At 73.3% G+C, this 20,638-nt stretch carries 16 protein-coding genes; 12 read left to right on the top strand and 4 right to left on the bottom strand.

All coding sequences use genetic code 11. The features are described 5' to 3' along the window. Positions 1-6 precede the first annotated feature (6 nt). Positions 7-1,689, bottom strand: a complete 1,683-nt coding sequence (locus D9598_RS11065) for an Ig-like domain-containing protein (RefSeq protein ID WP_198366548.1) — start codon at positions 1,687-1,689, stop codon at positions 7-9. 241 nt (positions 1,690-1,930) lie between these two features. Between D9598_RS11065 and xseA the strand changes: the two genes are divergently transcribed. The 3 genes from xseA (at position 1,931) to D9598_RS11050 (ending at position 4,671) form a co-directional block, all read left to right on the top strand. Then, positions 1,931-3,418, top strand: a complete 1,488-nt coding sequence (xseA, locus tag D9598_RS11060; protein WP_198366547.1) for an exodeoxyribonuclease VII large subunit — start codon at positions 1,931-1,933, stop codon at positions 3,416-3,418. Positions 3,419-3,447: 29 nt separating this feature from the next. Next, positions 3,448-4,311 (top strand): M23 family metallopeptidase, encoded by an 864-nt coding sequence (locus tag D9598_RS11055; RefSeq protein ID WP_198366546.1) that lies wholly within the window; start codon positions 3,448-3,450, stop codon positions 4,309-4,311. Between the two features lie 114 nt (positions 4,312-4,425). Next, positions 4,426-4,671: a hypothetical protein gene (locus tag D9598_RS11050; RefSeq protein WP_198366545.1), complete on the top strand. Its 246-nt coding sequence runs from the start codon at positions 4,426-4,428 to the stop codon at positions 4,669-4,671. Here the strand turns inward: D9598_RS11050 and D9598_RS11045 are convergent. Beyond that, on the bottom strand, positions 4,664-5,575 hold the full coding sequence (locus tag D9598_RS11045) for a lysophospholipid acyltransferase family protein (protein ID WP_370591989.1): 912 nt from the start codon (positions 5,573-5,575) through the stop codon (positions 4,664-4,666). The genes D9598_RS11050 and D9598_RS11045 overlap by 8 nt on opposite strands. Before the next feature lie 149 nt (positions 5,576-5,724). Here D9598_RS11045 and D9598_RS11040 point away from each other — a divergent pair, with 149 nt between their 5' ends. The 9 genes from D9598_RS11040 (at position 5,725) to D9598_RS11000 (ending at position 17,848) form a co-directional block, all read left to right on the top strand. Then, a complete protein-coding gene (locus tag D9598_RS11040) occupies positions 5,725-6,705 on the top strand; it encodes a TIM44-like domain-containing protein (protein WP_198366543.1) in 981 nt (326 codons plus the stop codon). 211 nt (positions 6,706-6,916) lie between these two features. Then, positions 6,917-8,518, top strand: a complete 1,602-nt coding sequence (locus D9598_RS11035) for an ABC transporter substrate-binding protein (protein WP_198366542.1) — start codon at positions 6,917-6,919, stop codon at positions 8,516-8,518. A 109-nt stretch (positions 8,519-8,627) separates the two neighbouring features. Then, complete coding sequence (locus tag D9598_RS11030) at positions 8,628-9,656, top strand: ABC transporter substrate-binding protein (protein WP_198366541.1); 1,029 nt, start codon at positions 8,628-8,630, stop codon at positions 9,654-9,656. Between the two features lie 117 nt (positions 9,657-9,773). Then, positions 9,774-11,303, top strand: a complete 1,530-nt coding sequence (gene gpmI, locus D9598_RS11025) for a 2,3-bisphosphoglycerate-independent phosphoglycerate mutase (protein WP_198366540.1) — start codon at positions 9,774-9,776, stop codon at positions 11,301-11,303. Positions 11,304-11,383: 80 nt separating this feature from the next. Next, positions 11,384-12,685, top strand: coding sequence for a murein hydrolase activator EnvC (locus D9598_RS11020; RefSeq protein ID WP_198366539.1), 1,302 nt, complete (start codon positions 11,384-11,386; stop codon positions 12,683-12,685). A 246-nt stretch (positions 12,686-12,931) separates the two neighbouring features. Continuing rightward, on the top strand, positions 12,932-14,329 hold the full coding sequence (locus D9598_RS11015) for a S41 family peptidase (RefSeq protein WP_198366538.1): 1,398 nt from the start codon (positions 12,932-12,934) through the stop codon (positions 14,327-14,329). 27 nt (positions 14,330-14,356) lie between these two features. Next, a complete protein-coding gene (locus D9598_RS11010; RefSeq protein WP_198366537.1) occupies positions 14,357-15,592 on the top strand; it encodes a divergent polysaccharide deacetylase family protein in 1,236 nt (411 codons plus the stop codon). 3 nt (positions 15,593-15,595) lie between these two features. After that, positions 15,596-16,087, top strand: a complete 492-nt coding sequence (locus tag D9598_RS11005; RefSeq protein WP_198366536.1) for an RNA pyrophosphohydrolase — start codon at positions 15,596-15,598, stop codon at positions 16,085-16,087. 51 nt (positions 16,088-16,138) lie between these two features. After that, on the top strand, positions 16,139-17,848 hold the full coding sequence (locus D9598_RS11000) for a methyl-accepting chemotaxis protein (RefSeq protein ID WP_370591988.1): 1,710 nt from the start codon (positions 16,139-16,141) through the stop codon (positions 17,846-17,848). A gap of 35 nt (positions 17,849-17,883) precedes the next feature. Here D9598_RS11000 and D9598_RS10995 read toward each other — a convergent pair whose 3' ends face one another. Both D9598_RS10995 and D9598_RS10990 read right to left on the bottom strand, forming a co-directional pair. Then, complete coding sequence (locus D9598_RS10995; RefSeq protein WP_198366534.1) at positions 17,884-19,209, bottom strand: TldD/PmbA family protein; 1,326 nt, start codon at positions 19,207-19,209, stop codon at positions 17,884-17,886. After that, positions 19,206-20,471 carry a pitrilysin family protein gene (locus tag D9598_RS10990; RefSeq protein ID WP_198366533.1) on the bottom strand — a complete coding sequence of 422 codons (1,266 nt, stop codon included), beginning with the start codon at positions 20,469-20,471 and terminating at the stop codon, positions 19,206-19,208. Before D9598_RS10990 ends, D9598_RS10995 begins: the two co-directional genes overlap by 4 nt. Between the last annotated feature and the right edge of the window lie 167 nt (positions 20,472-20,638).

Raw genomic sequence — 20,638 nt, 5'->3', positions numbered from 1 at the left:
CCGCCGTCAGAGCTGCCACTCCGGCTGGCCGTAGAGCAGATAGGCGGCGCCCGAGCCACCGCCCCGGTGGTCCGCCCCGGCGGCGCCGACCAGCAGGTCGGCCAGCCCGTCGCCGTCCATGTCGCCGGCATTGGCCAGGGCGAAGCCGGTGAAGCCGGGCGTCTGCGACACCTGCAGCCGCGTGACATGGGGCGGCAGCGCGGCGTTGAGCGCGATCGCCGCCTCGCCCGTGGCCGGCGCCGCGCGGCCGCGGATGATGTAGGCGCCATGGGAATCGGTTCCGGGGGTGCCGCTGTTGGCATCGCCCGAGGCGCCGATCAGCAGGTCCGCATAGCCATCGCCGTTGAAATCGCCCGCCGCCACGCTCTGGCCGAGCTGGCTGCCCGGCCGGGCGCCGAGGATGGCGAAGCCGCCCTTGCCGGCGGCGATGTCGGCGAGCCGCACCGGCGTGATCGGGTACTGCACCGCCGCCACCTCCAGCGTCACCGTCCCCGTGGCGGTGGAGCCGTCATGGTCGATCAGCGTGTAGTCGAAGCTGTCGGTGCCGTTCGCATGGGCCTTGGGCATGTAGAGGAAGCTGCCATTCGTCCGCATCAGCACGGTGCCGCCGAGCGCCGTGGCGAAGGTGCCCGCCACCGCCGCCTTGCCGCCATCCGGCGCCAGGTCGTTGGTCAGCACGCCCTGCTCGCCGGAGACGCTCAGCGCCCTGTTCTCCACCGCGGCGTAGCGGTCGGCCACCGCCGTCACCGGCTCGTCCAGATCGGTGATGGCGATCCGGAAGACACGGTCCAGGGTGAGCCCGCCGGTGTCGGTGGCGCGCACCGTCACGGACAGCTCGCGCGGGCCGGCCTCGTAGTCGAAGCTCCGGTTGGCGAGCAGTGTCACGCCATCCCCGGCCAGGCGGAAGGCACCGCCGGCATCGTCGAGCAGGGTGAAGGCGAGCGCGTCGCCCTCCGGGTCGGTCCCGGAGAGGCTGCCGATGGCATGGCCCGCGGGCAGGCTCTCCGCCAGGCTGGTGCCGCTCAGCGCGATCTCCGTGGGCGCGGTGTTGGCCGGCGGCCGGGCGAAGACGAACTGGCTCTCCGCCAAGTCGCGCGGATTGATCCAGCGGAGGGTCAGCACATCCGTCCCGCTCAGCCGGATCAGCGTGTCGCCGCCCCATTGCGCGGTGCCGGAGACGCGCCCGGCCGCCACCAGCCCGGCCAGGCTGTCGATGCCGCCGAGCAGCGGGGCCCAGGCGGTGAGATCGACGCGGTCGCCCTCCGCCCGGTTCAGGCCCTGGATCTCGTCCCGCCCGTCGCCGGGGCGATGGATGTAGGTGTCCGCCCCGGCGCCGCCGGAGAGGATGTCGCCATCCCCCGCGCCGCCGGACAGGGTGTCGTCGCCGGCGCCGCCATAGAGCGTGTCGCGTCCGGCGCCGCCCTCCAGCCAGTCGTCGCCCTCGTCGCCGGTGACGAAGTCGTCGCCGTCCCCGGCCAGGATCACGTCCCGCCCGGCGCCGCCATGGACGGAGTCGTTGCCGCCGCCGGCCTCGATACGGTCGTCGCCGCCACCACCGGTGAAGCTATCGCCCGCCGCCGTCCCCAGCAGCAGGTTGCGGCCCTGGCCGCCCCAGTAGCCGCCCCAGCGCGCCGCCTCCTGCACGCTGTCGAAGCTCTCGGCGCTCGGCCGCTCGGGGGGGTTGGGCATCGGGCAAACCTCGGGCGTGGCGGCGCGGCGCGCCACCGTGGCGGGGATCGGAACGGGGACGGAGGGCCGGCATCCCGCGCGGCGGCGGCGCGGGCCGGCTCCGGCGGCGAGAGTAGCCGGGCCGCGCGGCGCCTCAAGCGGCCCGGCGGCCGGTGGGACGGCGGGTCAAGACTCTGGGCCACGGGATCAAATCCGGCCGCCCTGCTTTGCCCCCGCCGCCGCCGCGCCTAGTCTGCGCCGCATGGATATCGACGCGCCGGACCCCGCCCCCCGCGGCAACACCCCCGAATTCACCGTCAGCGAGATCAGCGGTGCCATCAAGCGCACGCTGGAAGGCGAGTTCGGCCGCGTGCGGGTGCGTGGCGAGATCACCGAGATGAAGGCCTATCCCTCGGGCCACATCTACATGGCGCTGAAGGACGAGGGGGCGAAGATCCGCGCCATCATCTGGCGTTTCGCAGTGCCGCGCCTGACGCTGAGGCCCGAGAACGGCATCGAGGTGATCGCCACCGGCAAGGTCTCGGCCTATGGCGAGCGGTCGGACTATCAGCTCATCATCGACCGCCTTGAATTCGCCGGCGAGGGCGCGCTGCTCGCCCGCATCGAGCAGCTGCGCAAGAGGCTCGGCGCCGAGGGGCTGTTCGACGAGGCGCGCAAGCGGCCGCTGCCGCTGCTGCCGCGCGTGGTCGGCGTCGTCTCCTCCGAGAAGGGCGCGGTGATCCAGGATATCCGCACCACCATCGCCCGCCGCTTCCCGAGCCGGATCCTGCTCTGGCCGGTGCCGGTGCAGGGCCAGGGGGCGGCGGAGCAGATCGCCGCCGCCATCGCCGGCTTCTCGCGCCTGCCGGCGGGGATGCCCCGCCCCGATGTGCTGATCGTCGCGCGGGGCGGCGGCAGCCTCGAGGATCTCATGGCGTTCAACGAGGAGGCGGTGATCCGTGCCGCCGCGACCTGCCCGATCCCGCTGATCTCGGCGGTGGGACACGAGACCGACACGACGCTGATCGACTTCGCCGCCGACCGCCGCGCGCCGACGCCGACCGCCGCCGCCGAGCTGGCGGTGCCGGCGCGCGCCGAGCTGCTGGCGGCGCTGGGCCAGACCGCGGCCCGCCTTCTGCAGAGCGGCCAGGCGGCGCTGGACCGCGCGCGGCTGCGCCTCTCCCGTATCGAGGCGCGGATGCCGGACCTGCCCGGCATCCTGGGGGCGGCGCGGCAGCGGCTGGACGACCGGGCCGAGCGTCTGGTCCTGGCGCCCCTGGCGCTCATCCAGCGCAAGCGCGGCGCGCTCGGCGCCGTGGCGCCGCGCCTGCCGCATCCGCGCGAGGCGCTGGCCCTGCATCGCCACAGCCTGGCGCAGTTGGAGACCCGGGCCCGCGCGGCCCTGCTCCGCATGACCGATCAGCGCCACGCCCGGCTGGCGCGCATCGCCGATCCCGCCGCCGGCATGGCGGCCCGGCTGCGCGAGGCACGGCTCCAGCTCGACGGACTTTCGGCCCGTCTGCGGAGCGCGTCCTACGAGGGCGTGCTGGCGCGCGGCTTCGCCCTGTTGCGCGGCCCGGAGGGGGAGCCGCTGCTCGATGCCGCCGCCATCGGCCCGGGCGATCGCGTCACGGCCGTCCTGCGCGATGGCAGCGTCGCCCTGACCGCGGATGGCGAGGCCACCGGCCCGGCGCGGCCGCGCCGCCGCGCCCCTCCGACGCCCTCCCCCGGACAGGGTAGCCTGCTGTGACCCCCGCCTCCCGCCGCATGAGGACCGCCATGATCCACCGCCGGCTCGCCCTTGCCCTCCCCGGCCTGCTGCTGGGCCTGCCACTGACCGCCTGCGCCGGTCCCGAGGCCGCCCCGGACGGCGCCCCGCCTCCCTCCTCCGCCGGCGCGGGGCTGGAGCTGGCGACGGAGGGGCTGCGTCAGGGCGGCTTCGCCCTCGGGCGCGTGCCGCCGGGCAGCCGGGTGGCGCTGGATGGCCGGCCGGTGCAGGTCGGGCCGGATGGCCGCTTCGCCCTGGGCTTCGCGCGGGACGCGGCGCCGGAGGCGCGGCTCGCCGTCACCCTCCCGGACGGGCGCCCGCAGACCCGCCGGCTGGAGATCGGCCGGCGCGAATGGGACGTGCAGCGGATCAGCGGGCTGCCGCAGGCCATGGTCAGCCCCAATGCGCAGCAGCTCGCGCGGATCCGCAAGGAACGCGAGCGCCTCGCCGCCATCCGCAAGGTGGACAGCGACCTGCCCTTCTTCGCGGAAGGCTTCGTCTGGCCGGCGCGCGGGCGGATCAGCGGTGTCTTCGGCAGCCAGCGGATCCTGAACGGCGAGGCGCGGGCCGCGCATCTCGGCCTCGACATCGCCGCTCCCACTGGCACGCCCTGCGCCGCCATGGGCGGCGGCCGGGTGCTCCTGGCGGAGGATCTCTACTTCACCGGCCACACCGTGCTGCTCGACCATGGCCATGGCGTGGTGAGCCTCTACGCCCATCTCTCGCGCATCGACGTGCGGGAGGGCGAGATGCTGGCGCGCGGACAGGGGCTCGGCGCGATCGGTGCCACCGGCCGGGTCACCGGGCCGCATCTGCATCTCGGCCTGAACTGGCTGGCCACGGCGATCGACCCGCAGCCCCTGCTGCCGGCCTAGAGCAGCGGCCTCCATCCAGTTATTCCGGACAGGATATGGATAATGTGATCCGTTTAACCTAAGAGACGCATTGTCTTCATCAACCGGAAAGCAATAGCAGTGCATGGGCGCCGCATGTCCGACATCGCCCCTCTTATCGCCCATCGCCCCGCCCCTCCGGTCGAGACCGCCTTCGGCCCGGCCGGCCGGGAAGCGCCTCTTGTCGTCCTTTTCGCGGATGCCGCGGCCGCCGAGGGCGCCTTGCGGCGGGCCGGCGCGCGGCTGCTGCGTCATCGCTCCGGCGGGGTGGTGACGGTGGAGCCGTCCCCGGGCCTGCGCGAGCGGCTCTACGCCGCCGGCGCCCTGCTGGTGGTCAGCTAGGCGCCCGCCCCTCCCCGCGCCCCCCCTCCCCACGATAGTAGCGGGCGGGGAAACGGCGGTGCAGCCAGAGCCATTCCCCGGGCCGCTCCCGCACCCATTCGCCGATCCGCTCGTTCATCGCGCGGGTGATCGCGAGCAGCCTGGCGTGGCGGTCGCCCTCCCCCGGCATCGGCAGCGGCGGCTCCACCCGCAGGCGGAAGCGGCAGGGGCCGATGCGCAGGACCTGCACCAGCACCACCGGGCAGTCGAAGCGCAGGGCGAGTTCCGCGGCGGCGGGCGAGGTCATGGCGGGAATGCCGAGGAAGGGCACCTCGAGTCCCTCGTTCAGCTTCTGGTCGCCCAGCAGGCCCAGGACCCCGCCATCCGCCAGCAGCCGCAGGCCGAGCCGGGCGCCCTTGCTGCCCTTCGGGAAGAGCTGGATATCCGCCCCCTCCTGCCGCATCCGCCGCACGATCGCATCGACGAAGGGATTGTCCGGCGCGCGGTAGAAGCCGCCCATCCGGATGCCCGATTCGGCGGCCGCGCGCAGCAGGATCTCCCAGTTGGCCAGATGCGCCGATAACAGGATGCCTGCGCCCCGGCGTGGCAGATTCTCCTCCCCGGTGATCTCCCACCCCGGCCCTTCGGCGGAGCGCAGCAGCCGGGGGACATGCGGCATCTCCATGGCCGTGCGGCCGAGATTCTCCCAGGCGTCGCGCAGTACGGATTCGCGCCAGGCGGCCTCGCTGCCGGGGAAGGCCAGTTCCAGGTTGCGCCGCCCGATCCGCGAGACCGGCAGCCGGGGGCCCAGGGCCCGCGCCACCGCCCCGCCCAGGTTGGAGGCCCGCAGGGGCCCGAGCCACCCGGACAAGGCCAGCAAGCCGCGGACCAGCGCCGCTTCACATCGCCACCAGAAGCGCCGCACCCGATCCTCCCGCCGGTTTCCGCCCGCCTTCTGCGGTATCCGGCCCGGTTTGGCCAGCGCCGGCGCCCACGTCGGCACGTCGCCCATGGATTACGGCGCGGTAATGCCTATATTCGGGGGCGATGACCTTTCTTCGGAGGACGCCCTCAATGCGTGGAAGAGCCAGGCTCCTGGCCGCCCTTGCCGCTTTCGCCCTGGTGCTTGGCCCGGCCCTGGCCGAGGCCCGGCCCGGCGGCCGGACCAGCATGGGCAGCCGCGGCAGCCGCACCTATGCGCCACCTCCGGTGACGCGCACCGCGCCCGACGCGGCGCGGCCGATGGACCGCAGCATGACGCAGCCGACCCGACCGCAGAACACCGTGCCCGGCGCCACGGCGCCGCAGCGGGGCGGCATGTTCGGCGGCGGCTTCGGCGGCGCGCTGATGGGCGGCCTGATCGGCATGGGGCTGGGCGGGCTGCTCTTCGGCAATGGCCTCTTCGGCGGCTTCGGCGGCTTCGGCAGCATCCTCGGCCTGCTGCTGCAGATCGTGCTGATCGTCTTCCTGGTGCGCTTCGCGCTGCGCTTCTTCCGCAGCCGCCAGCAGCCGGCCATGGCGGGCGGCCCGAACCCGAACGGCATGCAGCGCCAGGCCCAGGGAACGCCCCCTGGCATGGCGCCGGGCGCCGGTGGCCGGGCGATGCCGGGCAGCATGGGCGCCTCCATGGCAGGCGCGGCGGCGCAGGCTCCGGTGCAGGTCGGCAACAGCGACTTCCAGGCCTTCGAGACCCTGCTGCGGGACGTGAACGCCGCCTGGTCGCGGCGGGACCTGCAGGGCCTCTCCCGCATCTCCACGCCCGAGATGATGAGCTACTTCGAGCAGGACCTGCGCGATCTCGACGCCCGTGGCTGGCGCAACGAGACCCGCGACCTGAAGCTCGAGCAGGGCGACCTGGCGGAGGCCTGGCGCGAGGGCGGCGCGGAATTCGCCACCGTGGCCATGCGCTTCAGCCTGGTGGACGTCACCTATGACGCCCAGGGCCAGGTGGTCGAGGGGCATCCGGAGCGGCGCGACACCGCCACCGAGCTCTGGACCTTCGTCCGGCAGCCCGCAGGGCCGTGGAAGCTCTCCGCCATCCAGCAGACCGGCTGACGCGGCCGGCCGCGCGTTCGGGCATGGCCGCGAGGCCATGCCTTTTTTTGCCTTCAGCTCAGGCACGCGCCGCCCAAACTTCCGGCGAACTGCCCATTCCGCTGACAGAATGGCAGGATTCTGCTCCCGATATCGCCAATGACCTGGGAAGTGGCGGGGAAAGGCGCTAAGCGCCGCGCCGCTCATCCTGTCCTGATCCGGGAGACCCGCCATGCAGCGCCGCGACATCCTCCGCTCCACCGCCGCCCTGGCCGGCGCCGGCCTGACCGGCGGCCTTTCCCTCCCCCGCCTGGCCCGCGCCCAGGATGCCCGCCTGCTGCGCTTCGTGCCTCAGGCCGACCTGCCGAACCTGGACGCCGTGGCCGGCACCCAGCTCGTCGTGCGCAATGCCAGCCTGCTGGTCTTCGACATGCTCTATGGCCTGGATTCCAGCCTGGAGCCGAAGCCGCAGATGTGCGAGGGCCATGACGTCACGCCGGACGGGCTGAGCTGGACCTTCCGCCTGCGCGAGGGCCTGAAATTCCACGACGGCGAGCCCGTGCGCGCCGCCGATGCCGTGGCCAGCATCCGCCGCTGGATGCCGCGCGACGGCATGGGGCAGATGATCCAGGCCCGGCTCGACGCGCTGGAGGCGGTGGATGACCTCACCTTCCGCTTCCGCCTGAAGCAGCCCTTCCCGAAGCTGCTCTATGCGCTGGGCAAGAGCAACACGCCGCTGCTGGTGATCATGCCGGAGCGGATCGCCGGCACCGATCCCTATACCCAGGTGAAGGAGTATGTCGGCTCCGGCCCGATGCGCTTCCGGCGTGACGAATGGATGGCCGGCTCGCGCGCCGTCTTCGAACGTTTCGAGGGCTACCGGCCGCGCGACGAGGCGGCCGACTGGCTGGCCGGCGGCAAACGGATGCTGGTGGACCGGGTCGAGTGGATCACCATGCCGGACCCCTCCACCGCCCTCGGCGCGCTGCAGAATGGCGAGGTGGACTGGTGGGAGAACCCGATCGCCGACCTGGTGCCGGTGCTGAAGCGCAACCGCCGCATCGAGGTCGGCATCGCCGATCCGCTCGGCAATATCGGCGCCATGCGGATCAACCACCTGATCCCGCCCTTCGACAACAGGCTGGTCCGCCAGGCGCTGCAATACGCGGTGAACCAGGAGGACTACATGCGCGCCATCGTCGGTGACGATGAATCGCTGTGGAAGCCGCTGCCCTCCTTCTTCACCCCCGGCACGCCGCTCTACACCGAGGCGGGCGCCGAGCGCCTGAAGGGGCCGCGCCGGTACGACAAGGCGAGGGACCTGCTGAAGCAGGCGGGCTACAACGGCGAGAAGGTGGTGATGCTGGTGGCCGCCGACGTGCCGGTCACCAAGGCGCAGGGCGACGTCACCGCCGACATGCTGGGCCGCATCGGCATGAACGTCGACTACCAGTCGCTCGACTGGGGCACGGTCGGCTCCCGGCGCACCAGCAAGAAGCCTGTCTCCGAGGGAGGCTGGAACATCTTCTTCAGCTGGCACAGCGGCGTCGATTGCATCAATCCGGCGCCCTACAAGGGCGTCTCCGCGAGCGGCGACAAGGCCTGGTTCGGCTGGCCGGACGACGCGCGCGTCGAGCGCCACATCGCCGAATGGTACGACGCGCCGGACCTGGCGGCGGAGAAGGCCGCGATCGAGGGCGTCAACAGCGCCGGGATGGATGCCGTGACCTATATCCCCACCGGCTTCTTCATGGGCCATACCGCCTGGCGCAAGGATGTCGCCGGCCTCGCCAAGGCCCCCTTCCCGCTGTTCTGGGGCGTGAAGAAGGGCTGAACCGCCGGAGGGGGGGCCGCGTCGCCCTCCGCTCCTCACGCCGGCACGGCGGTTGCTAGACTTTCAGGCCGCTGGGATGCGCCCGGCGCGACACTCCGGGAGATCCCTCATGTTCCCCACCCGCCGTGGCCTGACGCGGGGCGCCGCCGCCGGCCTGCTCGCCGCTCCTCGCCTGGCGCGCGGCCAGGCCGCGTTGACGCCGGTGAAGTTCTGCCTCGACTGGGCCTTCCAGGGACCGCAGGCGCCCTATGTCCTGGCGGCCGAGCGGGGCTTCTTCCGGGAGGAGGGGCTGAACGTCACGGTCGATCGCGGCTTCGGCTCGGGCGATACGCCGGTGAAGGTCGCCAGCGGCGCCTATGAATTCGGCATCGCCGATCTCTCCCCCGTCATCCGCCTGCGCCTGACCACGCCGGCGAGCGATGTCATCGCGCCCATGGTGGTGCAGCAGGGCAGCCCGCTGGCGGTGATGACGCTGAAGAAGACCGGCATCACCACGGCGAAGCAGCTCGAGGGCCGCAAGCTGGCGGCGCCGGAGAGCGATGCCGGGCGGCAGCTCTTCCCCGCCTTCGCCAGGGCCGCCGGCATCGACCCGGCGAGGATCGGCTGGGTGACGGTGACGCCGCAGCTGCGCGAGCCGATGCTGGCGCGCGGCGATGCCGATGCCATCACCGGCTTCGAGGTCTCCGGCGTGTTCAGCCTGCGCTCGCTGAACATCGCCCCGGACGACATCGTCTCGCTGCGCTACGCCGATGCGGGCGTCGCGCTGCTCTCCACCGCCCTGCTGGTGCGGCGCCCCTATGCCGAGGCCAATGCGCGGGTGGTCACCGGCATGATCCGCGCCATCGCCCGCGGCCATGACCTCGCCTGGAAGGAGCCGGATGCCGCTATCGCCGCCCTGGCCAAGCGCGACGCCACCGCGCCCCGGGATCTCGAGAAGGCGCGGATGCTGGCCAACTTCGCCTTCATCCGCACGCCGGAGGTGATGTCGGGCGGCTTCGGCAATCTCGGCACCGAGCGCGTGCAGGCGGCGATCGAGACCGTGCGCGGCGCCTTCGGCATCACCGCGGAGCTCAGGGCGGCCGATCTCTACGCGCCGCAGTTCCTGCCGCCGGCCGCGGCGTTGAAGTTCAGCGCCTGAGGCGCGGCGGCGGGGCGGGCTCGGCGCCCGTTCCCGCGCCCCTGCTTTCCCCCCCTGGGCAAGCCGCCCCCTCCGGGTCTATCCCCTGTCGCGGAACCAGCCCCGGAGAAGACCGCCATGTCCCGTCCGAAGCCCGTGATGTTCGTGATCCTCGACGGCTGGGGCTGGCGCGAGGAGGAAGCGGACAACGCGGTGCGGCAGGCGAGCACGCCCTGCTTCGACCGGCTCTGGTCCGGCTGCCCGCACAACTTCCTGCACACCTGCGGCGAGGATGTCGGCCTGCCGCATGGCCAGATGGGCAATTCCGAGGTCGGCCACCTCAACCTCGGCGCCGGGCGGGTGGTGATGCAGGAGCTGCCGCGCATCAGCAAGGCCGTGGCGGATGGCACGATCGGCGGCCTGCCCGCCGTCACCGGGCTGATCCGGGCGCTCAGGGCCAGCGGCGGCACGCTGCATCTGATGGGCCTGCTCTCTCCCGGCGGCGTGCACAGCCACCAGGATCATGGCCTGGCCCTGGCCAGGGTCTTCGCCGCCGCCGGCATCCCCGTCGCCGTGCATGCCTGGACGGACGGGCGGGACACCCCGCCCGAGGCTAGCCCGCAGTACCTGGCGCGGTTCGAGCCGGCGCTGCCCGCCGGGGCGCGCATCGCCACCGTGACCGGCCGCTACTTCGCCATGGACCGCGACCGGCGCTGGGAGCGGGTGCGGCAGGCCTATGACGCCATGGTGGAGGGCCACGGACAGGCCAGGGCGAAGAGCGCCGCCGCCGCCATCGCCGCCGCCCACGCGGCCGGCAAGACCGACGAGTTCATCCCCGCCACCGTGATCGGCGACTATGCCGGGATGAAGGACGGGGATGGCGTGCTCTGCTTCAACTTCCGCGCCGACCGGGTGCGGCAGATCATGGGCGCGCTGGTCGATCCCGCCTTCGACGGCTTCCTCCCGCCGCGCCGCCCGAAGCTCGCCGGCGCCGCCGCCATGACCGAGTATTCCGAGGTGCTGAACCCCCACCTCGCCGCCCTCTTCGGGCCCGAGACCCTGAAGGACATCCTGGGCGCCGTCGTCTCCGCCGCCGGCCTGACGCAGTTGCGGATGGCGGAGACGGAGAAGTACCCGCACGTCACCTACTTCTTCAACGGCGGCGAGGAGACCCCCTTCCCCGGCGAGGAGCGGATCATGGTCCCCTCCCCCAAGGTCGCGACCTACGACCTGCAGCCGGAGATGTCGGCGCCCGAGCTGGCGGAGAAGGCGGTGCAGGCGATCGGCTCCGGCCGTTTCGACCTGATCATCCTGAACTTCGCCAATGCCGACATGGTCGGTCATACCGGCAGCCTGCCCGCCGCCATCAAGGCCTGCGAGGCGGTGGATGCCGGGCTGTCGCGGATCGAGGCGGCGATCCGGGCGCAGGGCGGCGCCCTGCTCGTCACCGCCGATCATGGCAATGCCGAGTTGATGAAGGACCCGGCGACCGACGGCCCGCACACGGCCCACACCACCAACCCGGTGCCGGTCCTGCTGGTCGGCGGCCCCGCCGGGGCGCGGCTGGGCGAGGGCCGGCTGGCCGATGTGGCGCCGACGCTGCTGGACCTGCTGGGCCTGCCGCAACCCGCCGCGATGACCGGGCACAGCCTGATCCAGCGGGGCTGAGCCCGGTCATCGCATCCATCGCCTGCCTCGCGAGGACCTCCCACCTGCCGCTCCGCCTGCTTCTCGCGATACCCCTGTTGATGCTGGCGGCGGGCCCGGCCCGGCCGGAGCAGGCCAGCCCCGAGACCCTGCGCGAGGCGGAGCGCAGCGCGCACGAGGCGCACCGGGCGGCGGCGGCGGCGGCCGAGGCGGCGCGAGCCGCGGCGGCGGCCGAGGAGGCCTTGGCCCGCCAGCGCGCCGAGGCGGGGCGCCGCGCCGTGGCCGCCGATGCCGCCGCCGACGAGGCCGAGGCCCGCGCGCGCGAGGCCGCCCAGGTGCGCGACAATGCCCTGGTCGATCTGCGGCGGCGCGCCGATGCCCTGGCGCCGCTGCTGCCGCTCATGCGCCGCCTCGGCCAGTGGCCGTCCGAGACGCTGCTGGCCGTGCCGGTCGATCCCGAGACGGCGCTGCGCGGCGCGCTCGTGCTGCGCAGCCTGACGCGCCATCTCTCGGCCGAGGCGACGGCGCTGCGCGAGGCCCAGGCCGTGGCCGCGGAGGCCAGCCGCCAGGCCGAGGATGAGGCGGCACGGCTGGCCGGGGCCCGGGCCGAGGTCAGGGCCGCCGCCGCCGCCGTGGAGGAGGCGCTGCTCGCCGCGCAGGCGCAACGCGGCCGCGCCGAGCAGGAGGAGATGGAGGCGGCGGCCCGGGCCGCCGCCACGGCCGCCCGCGCCAGCGATCTGCGCGAGATGCTCGACCGCCTGGAACAGGCCCGCGCGAAGGCGGAGGCCGAGGCGCGGGCGAGAGCCGAGCGCGAGCGGCAGGCGGCGGAGCAGGCCGCCCGCCAGCGCGCCGAGCGCGAGGCGGAGGCCCTGGCCGCGCGGCAGCGCGCCGCGCGGGACGCCGAGGCCCGCGCCGCCCTGGAGCGCGAGCGCGAGGTGCTTCGGGAGCGCGAGCAGGCGCGGCGGGAGCAGGCCGCCCGCACCCCGCCGCCCTCCGCCCCCCGCCCCAGCGCCCCCCAACCTAGCGCCGGCCGCGCGCAGCCGGTGGCGGGACGCATCACGCGGGACTTCGGCGAAGGCGGCGCGGGCGGCCCGTCGCGTGGCCTGACCTATGCCGCGCCGGCTGGCGCGCGGGTGGTGAGCCCTTGCGGCGGCAGTATCGCCTTCGCCGGTCCGTTCCGCAGCTATGGCCAGCTGTTGATTGTCGATTGCGGCGGCGGCTACCATTTCGTGCTCGCCGGGATGGACCGGCTGGATGCCAGGCTCGGCGCCCGCGTGGTGGCGGGCGAGGCGGTGGGGCAGCTTGGCGCGGCGGAGGATTCGGGCCGGGCCAATCTGTATGTCGAGCTGCGCCGGAAGGGCCAGCCGGTCGATCCGAAGAGTTGGTACCGCGGGCGAGGGTGACCATGTCCATCTGACTGTTCAGAAAGGTTTCAGTTTGCCCCCGGCAGGTGGAATCGCGGTACTGTCCGCCCGGGTCCGGCAGGCTTTGCCCACGGCGGAGGCGGCGCGGCGGGACGGATGGAATGGGATGGCGCCGGGCCCGGAAGATCCTGGGAAGGATCTCTGGCCGGTGTCACCGGGTTGGCGCCACGGGTAACGGCCGCTATGGCCAGGCTGTAGGGCCGCGACGAAAGGATCGTTGACCGCATGAAGCGTCACCGCATGAAGTCGGGATTGCGCACGGTGGGTATGGTGGCGGCGGCCTTCGCCGCCGGTGCCGTGCTGGGGCCGGTGGTGGCGCCGCCGATCGTCTCCGCCATCGCGCAGGAGGCCGGCCGCAATGCCGAGACCTACCGGCTGCTCAACCTGTTCGGCGATGTCTTCGAGCGCGTCCGCGCCGAGTATGTCGAGCCGGTGAACGACCGCGATGTCATTGAATCCGCCATCAACGGAATGCTGCAGGGCCTCGACCCGCACAGCAGCTACATGAACGCCCGCTCCTTCCGCGACATGCAGGTGCAGACGCGGGGCGAGTTCGGCGGCCTCGGCATCGAGGTCAGCCAGGAGGGCGGCTACGTCAAGGTGATCAGCCCGATCGACGACACGCCGGCGGCCAAGGCCGGGGTCAAGCCGGGCGATCTGATCACGCATCTGAACGGCAATTCCGTGCAGGGTCTCAGCCTGCAGGAAGCGGTCGACCAGATGCGGGGCGAGCGCGGCAGCACCATCAAGATCACCATCCGCCGCCCCGGCACCGACGCGCCGCTCGAGCTGGCCATCACCCGCGACGTCATCCGCCCGCAGGTCGCGCGTTTCCGGATCGAGGGCGAGGATGTGGCCTATGTCCGCCTCTCCTCCTTCAACGAGCAGACGGACACGGCGCTGCGGCGCGCCCTCGGCACCATGAAGCAGCAGGCCGGCAACAACCTGAAGGGCGTCATCCTGGATCTGCGCAACAATCCGGGCGGCCTGCTGGATCAGGCGGTGCAGGTGGCGGACGACTTCCTGGACCGCGGCGAGATCGTCTCCACCCGCGCCCGCCGCCCGGAGGATGGCCAGCGCTGGAACGCCAAGCCGGGCGACATCGCCGAAGGCTTCAGGATCGTGGTGCTGGTCAATGGCGGCTCGGCCTCGGCCAGCGAGATCGTCGCCGGCGCCCTGCAGGACCACCGACGGGCGATCGTGCTGGGCACCAAGTCCTTCGGCAAGGGCAGCGTCCAGACCGTCATGCCGATCCCCGGCAATGGCGCCATCCGCCTGACCACGGCGCGCTACTACACGCCCTCCGGACGCTCGATCCAGGCGCTCGGCATCACCCCCGACATCGAGGTGCTGGCGACGCGGGAGGAGGGCAATGCGCCGCTGCGGGACCGCGAGGCGGATCTGCGCAAGGCGCTGCGCAACGACAATGACACCCACCCCACCGCCCCGCTGCCGCCGATGAACCTGCCCGGCGGCGTGGCCGAGAAGGTGCAGAAGATGCCGCCCGAGGGCGCGCCGTCCTTCGACCCGACCAAGCCGGAAACCGACTTCCAGTTGCAGCAGGCGGTGGGCCTGCTGCGCGCCTGGGCCGCGGCGGATCCGCAGCGGCGCGCGGCGCGCTGAGGCCACGGGGCGTCGGCGGGGGGCGCCATGTCCGGTCATGCCCGCCGGCCCGCCTTCCGGACAGGGATGGGCTGGCGGGCCCTGGGCGTGTTCTGGGCGCTGGTGGCGACGGCGGCGGCGGCAACGGCGCTGACGCTCCATCTCCTGGGCCCAGCCGAGCCGGCCCCGCCGCGCCAGGACAGGCGGGAGCCGGTCGCGCCAGCGCAAGGCGCCCCCGCGCCGGCGGTGCCGGAACCCGCGCCGGCCCTGTTGCCGTCACCCCCCGAAGCCGCCGAGGCGCCCTCGCCGCCGCATCCCCTGCCCCATCCCCTGCCCCATCCCCCGCCCTTCGGCGAGACCGTCAGCGAACCTGCTGTCGCACCGCCGGCGCCGCCCGGCCTGCCGGAAGCCCCCTCGCCACCGCCCCTGCCGCCGCGTGACGGCAGGGGCGGCGCGGCGGCCCCGATCCCCCCGCCCCTGGAGGACCTGCTCGAGACCGGCCCGGCCGGCGCGATCCCGCGCCGCGCCGGCGATGGGCGGGAGGCCAGGGAGGTCTATGCCCGCCCCTTCCTCGCCGGAGAAACCCGGCCGCGCATCGCGCTCGTCATCGGCATGGGATTCGTGGCCGAGCGGGCCGAGGCGGCGCTGCACCGCCTGCCGGCCGAGGTCACGCCCGCCTTCAGCCCGCGCCTGCCCCGCGCGCGGGCGTTGCAATCCCTGGCTCGCCAGCGCGGCATGGAGATGCTGCTGGCCCTGCCGCTCGATTCCCTCGGCATGCCCCCGGCCCCGGACCTGCTGCGCGCCAGCCTGTCGCCGGCCGAGAACCGCGAGCGGCTGCTGCGCGCGCTCGGCGCCATCGGCGGCTATGCCGGCGCCATCGGCGCCACCGGCGGCTGGCGCGGCGAGCGCTTCGCCGCCGAGGCGGCGCCGCTGGAGGCCCTCCAGGACAGCCTGGCCGAGCGTGGCCTCTACTATGTCGAGGCCCGGCCCGGCGCGCCGGAGCCGGCCGCCGCCTGGGGCGCCAGCGTGGACCTGGTGCTGGACGAGCCCCTGACCCGGGGCGAGGTGGATCGCCGGCTGGCCCTTCTGGAAGCCCTGGCCCACCGCCGGGGCCATGCCCTGGGCCTGGCGGCGGAGCCCGCGCCGCTGCTGGTCGATGCCATCGCCGGCTGGGCGGCGGGGCTTGCGGCGCGCGACTTGGTGCTGGCGCCGGTCAGCGCCCTGACCTATCCCCCAGGATCCTATCCTCCTGGCAGCACCCCCGCTTCGCGAGGCACCGACTAGCCGATGTCCGACCTTCCCTACCGCCGCAATGTCGGCGCCGTGCTGTTCAACCGCGACGGCCGCGTGCTGATCGCCCGCCGCGCCGACGTGGCGGCCGAGGCCTGGCAGTTGCCGCAGGGCGGGCTGGACGAGGGCGAGGATCCCCGCGCGGCGGTGCTGCGGGAACTGGCCGAGGAGATCGGCACCGGGAAGGCCGAGATCATCGGCGAGGTCGCGGACTGGCTGCGCTACGACCTGCCGCCGGAGCTGATCGGCAAGGCGCTGCGGGGCCGCTTCCGGGGGCAGGAGCAGAAATGGTTCGCCCTGCGCTTCCTGGGCGAGGAGTCCGAGATCCGCCTGGACCTCGACCCGCATCCCGAGTTCAACGCCTGGCGCTGGGCGCGGCTGGAGGACCTGCCGGGGATCGTCGTCGCGTTTCGCCGGCCGGTCTATGAGCGGCTGGTCCGGGAATTCCGCCACCTCGCCCAAAGCGGCGGGGAAGGCGCCGGGAAATAAGGCTCCCCGTGCCCCGGGCCCGGCACGGATTGTTAACCGCCAGCCCCTCTAATGCCGCCTCACGCACATCGTAAGTCACGGATAATGGTTTCTTTCCTGCAAGGGCTCAGCATCCGCAGCAAGGTGATCCTTGCCTTGGGGGCCATGCTGATCTGCGGCATCTGCAACAGCGGCTACAGCCTGCTGGAGCTGCGCCAGGTGAATGCCGGGCTGGTCGATATCCAGACCAACTGGATGCCCGCCGTCAAACGGCTGAGCCAGTTGCAATACGCCATCTCCCGCGAGCGGACCCGCACCGCCCGGCAGATCGCCAGCGAGGATCCGGCCGAGCGCCGCCAGATCGGCACCGAGGTCCGTGCCATGAGCGAGCAGGTCCATCAGATGATGGAGGACCTGCGGCCCCACCTGACCGAGGCCGAGGAGCGGCGCCTCTTCGAGATCTTCCGGCAGACCTACCGGCGCTATCAGACCGAGGTCGGCCTCATCCTCGACATGGAGGCGGAGCAGGGCCGGCAGGCCTTCAATACCTCGGCGCGCTCGGTCAACGAGGTCTTCAACAGCCTCGAGCCGCTGATCGCCTTCAATGAGCGTGGCGCCGCCACGGCGGCACAGGAGGCGGACCGGATCTTCACACGGGCGATCTGGGGCACCCTGATCGGCGCGCTGCTGGCGCTGGCCATCGGGATCGTCAGCCTGGGCTGGCTGGATCGTGACCTGGCGCGCAACGTCCTGTGCCTCTCCAAATCCCTGCGCCGCCTGGCGCGGCGCGACTATGGCTTCGAGCTGCCCGCCCTGCGGCGGCGCGACGAGATCGGCGACATGGCCCGGGCGCTCGACGAATGCCGCGCCGGGCTGCGCGAGGCCGATGCGCTCTCCGCCACGCAGGAGGCCGAACGCGCCGCCAAGGAGCGCCGCGCCGCCGCCCTGGGCGAGATGGTGGCCCGCTTCGAGGGCAAGGTGGGGGACATGGTGGGCATGCTCTCCTCCGCCTCGACCGAGCTGGAGGCCACCGCCCGCGCCATGACCGGCAATGCCGGCGATACCGGGCGCCAGGCGGGCACGGTGCTGGAGGCCGCGCGCCAGGCCAGCCACGGCGTCCAGACCGTGGCCACCGCCGCCGAGGAGCTGACCGCCTCGATCGGCGAGATCAGCCGGCAGGTCAGCCAGGCGACGGGCGTCACCGCCCGCGCGGTGCAGGACGCGCAGCGCACCGACGCCACGGTGCGGGCCCTGGCCGAGGGTGCGGCGCGGATCGGCGAGGTGGTGGGGCTGATCAGCACCATCGCCGGGCAGACCAACCTGCTGGCGCTGAACGCGACGATCGAGGCGGCGCGGGCCGGCGAGGCCGGCAAGGGCTTCGCGGTGGTGGCGAGCGAGGTGAAGTCGCTGGCCGCGCAGACCGCGAAGGCGACCGAGGAGATCGGCAGCCAGATCGCGCAGATCCAGGCGGCGACGCAGCAGGCGGTGAACGATATCCAGGCCATCACCGGCACCATCGACGCCGTGAGCAGCATCACCGTGGCCATCGCCTCGGCGGTCGAGCAGCAGGGCGCCGCGACGGCGGAGATCGCCCGCACCGTGACGGAGACGGCGCATGCCACCAATGCCGTCTCGGAGACCATCGCCGCCGTCAGCCATGGCGCCGAGAGCACGGGCGCCGCGGCCAGCCAGGTCCTGGCGGCCTCGGGCGAACTGTCGCGTCAGTCGGAGCGGCTGAGCGGCGAGGTGCGCGGCTTCATCTCCGAGGTCCGCGCGGCCTGACCGATGCGGGGCCGGGACGCCCTCCCGGCCCGGCCTCAGCTGCCCGCGACGGTCAGCCCCTCGACGCGCAGGGTCGGCGCGTCGGTTCCCCGGCGGAAGCGGAGGTCGCCGGCCGCCGCCATGTTGAGGAACATCTCCCTGAGATTGCCGGCGATGGTGATGCCGCTGACCGCCTCGGCCAGCTCTCCATCGCGGATCATGAAGCCGGAGGCGCCCCGGCTGTAGTCGCCGGTGACGCCGTTCACGCCGGAGCCGATCATCTCGGTGACGTAGAGGCCCTCCCCGATATCGGCCATCAGGGCCTCCGGCGTGCCGCTGCCGCCGTCCAGCCAAAGGTTCGTGGTGGAAGGCGCGGGGGGGCCGGAAATGCCCCGGCTGGCATGGCCGGTGGAGGCGAGGCCCAGTTGCCGGGCGCTGCGCCAGTCCAGCACCCAGCTCGCCAGGATCCCGTCCTCGACCAGCGCCAGGGCGGCGCCCGGCATCCCTTCCCCGTCGAAGGGACGGGAGCGCAGGCCGCGCCGGCGCAGCGGGTCGTCGCGCAGGCTGAGGCCGGCGGCCAGCACCCGCTGCCCCATGCTGTCGCGCAGGAAGGACGTGCCCCGCGCCACCGCCGCGCCGTTCAGTGCCCCGGCGAGATGGGCGGCCAGCGAGCCGGCCACGCGGGGATCATAGACCACCGTGCGCCGGGCCGTGCGCGGCCGGGCCGGGCGGAGCCGCCGCACCGCGCGCTCGCCGGCCGCGCGGCCCAGGCTGGCGGGGTCCTCAAGATCGGACAGGTGGACCGCGCTGCTGTAGTCGTAATCGCGCTCCATGCCCGTACCGCTGCCGGCCAGCGCCGTCACCGAGAGGGAATGGCCGCTGCGGGCATACTCGCCGGCGAAGCCGTCCGATGTCACGAGGGCGATGACGGTGCGGGAGAAACCGGCCTCGGCGCCCTCGCTGTTGCTCACGCCCGGGACGGCCAGCGCCGCCTCTTCCGCCGCGGCGGCACGCGCCAGCAGGGCGTCGGCATCAGGCTCGGCGGGATCGTCCAGCTCGAGGTCGAGCGGGCGGAAGGGGTGGTACGCGCCAAGCCCGGCGAAGCGGTCCTCCGGCACGGCCCGCGCCATGGCGACGGCCCGCTCGGCCAGGGCCTGGAAGCCACGCGGGTCGGGGTCGGTGGTGGAGACGATGGCCTGCCGCCCGCCGACCAGGACCCGGAGGCCCAGATCCAGCCCCTCGGAGCGTTCCAGGTGCTCGATCCGGCCGAGCCGCCGCTGCACCGAGAGGGCGGTGCCGCTGGCCAGCAGCGCGTCGGCGGCGCCGGCTCCGGCGAAGCGGGCGGCACGGACCAGATCCTGCAGCCGCTCCAGCCGGTTCATGCGGCTAGCTTCTCGGCGATGGCGGGCAGGCCGGGCACCTTGCCGGCGGGGCCGAGGGCGGCCAGCGTCGGCCGCGAGCGGAAGATCATCGCCGCCGCCTGCTGCACCTGCTCGACCGTGACCGCGGCGATCTTCGCCTTGGTCTCCTCGGCCGGGATGACGCGGCCATGCACCTGGATCTGCCGCGCCAGCTGCTCGCACCGGCTGCCGGTGGATTCCAGCGACATCAGCACCGAGGCGCGCAGCTGCGCCTTGGCCCGCGCCAGCTCCTCCTCCGTCACGTCGTGCTGGACGCGACGCAGTTCCTCCAGCGCCACCGGCACCAGCTCCGCCGCCTGCTCCTCGCCGGTGCCGGCGTAGAGGGCGAAGAGGCCGCCATCGCGGAACGGCTGGGCGAAGGAATAGATCGAGTAGACCAGCCCCCGCCGCTCGCGGATCTCCTGGAACAGGCGCGAGGACATGCCGCCGCCGAGCAGGGTGGAGAGCAGCATGGTCGGGTAGTGCATCGCCGTCGCCACGGCCGGCCCCTCGAAGCCGAGCACGACATGCACCTGGTCGAGCTCCCGCTCCTCGCGGAATTCGCCGCCGCCATAGCGCGCGACCTCGGAGGCGGTGGGCGTGACGACCGGCAGGTCGGCGAAGTGGCGCTCCACGAGGGAGACCAGGGCCTCGTGCTCCAGCGCTCCGGCGGCGGCGACCACCATGCGGCTCGGGCCGTAGTGGCGGCGCATATAGCCGGTCAGCACCTCGCGCGGCATGGCGCCGATCACCGCCTCGGTGCCCAGCGTCGGCCGGCCCATCGGCTGGTCGGGGAAGGCCGTGGCCTGGAAGTGGTCGAAGACGATGTCGTCCGGCGTGTCGTTGGCCTGGCCGATCTCCTGCAGGATGACGCCGCGCTCGCGCTCCAGCTCCTCCGGCACGAAGGTGGAATGGGTCAGGATGTCGCCGAGGATATCCGCCGCCAGCGGCAGGTCCTCCTTCAGCACCTTGGCGTAGTAGGCCGTCTGCTCGCGCGCCGTATAGGCGTTGAGATGGCCGCCGACATTCTCGATCTCGCGGGCGATGGAGGCGGCGTCGCGCCGGGCCGTGCCCTTGAAGGCCATGTGCTCCAGGAAGTGGGAGGCGCCGTTCTCGGCCGCCGTCTCGTCCCGCGTGCCGGCGTGGACATAGGCGCCGATCGAGACGGTCTCGACCCGCGGCATGGTCTCGGAGACGATGGTCAGCCCGTTGGGCAGGCGCGTCAGCCGCACCGGTTCAGACATAAGGAGGGTTCCTGTGATCGGCCCGCCGGGGGCGCCCGCCGGCGCGGCGGCCGAGGGGGCGTTCGATCGGATGGCAGGCGAAGAGGCGGTCATTACGCGCAATGTAATGCCGGCACCGCCGCGATGCGACCCTCATCATGACGCGCTGCGGGAGAGGGCGCCCGCCC

It is taken from the genome of Roseomonas sp. KE0001, assembly GCF_016107285.1.
In the GTDB taxonomy this organism is placed as follows: domain Bacteria; phylum Pseudomonadota; class Alphaproteobacteria; order Acetobacterales; family Acetobacteraceae; genus Pseudoroseomonas.
Note: the sequence above shows the minus strand (reverse complement) of the source record. Positions and strands in the feature narration are given on the sequence as shown.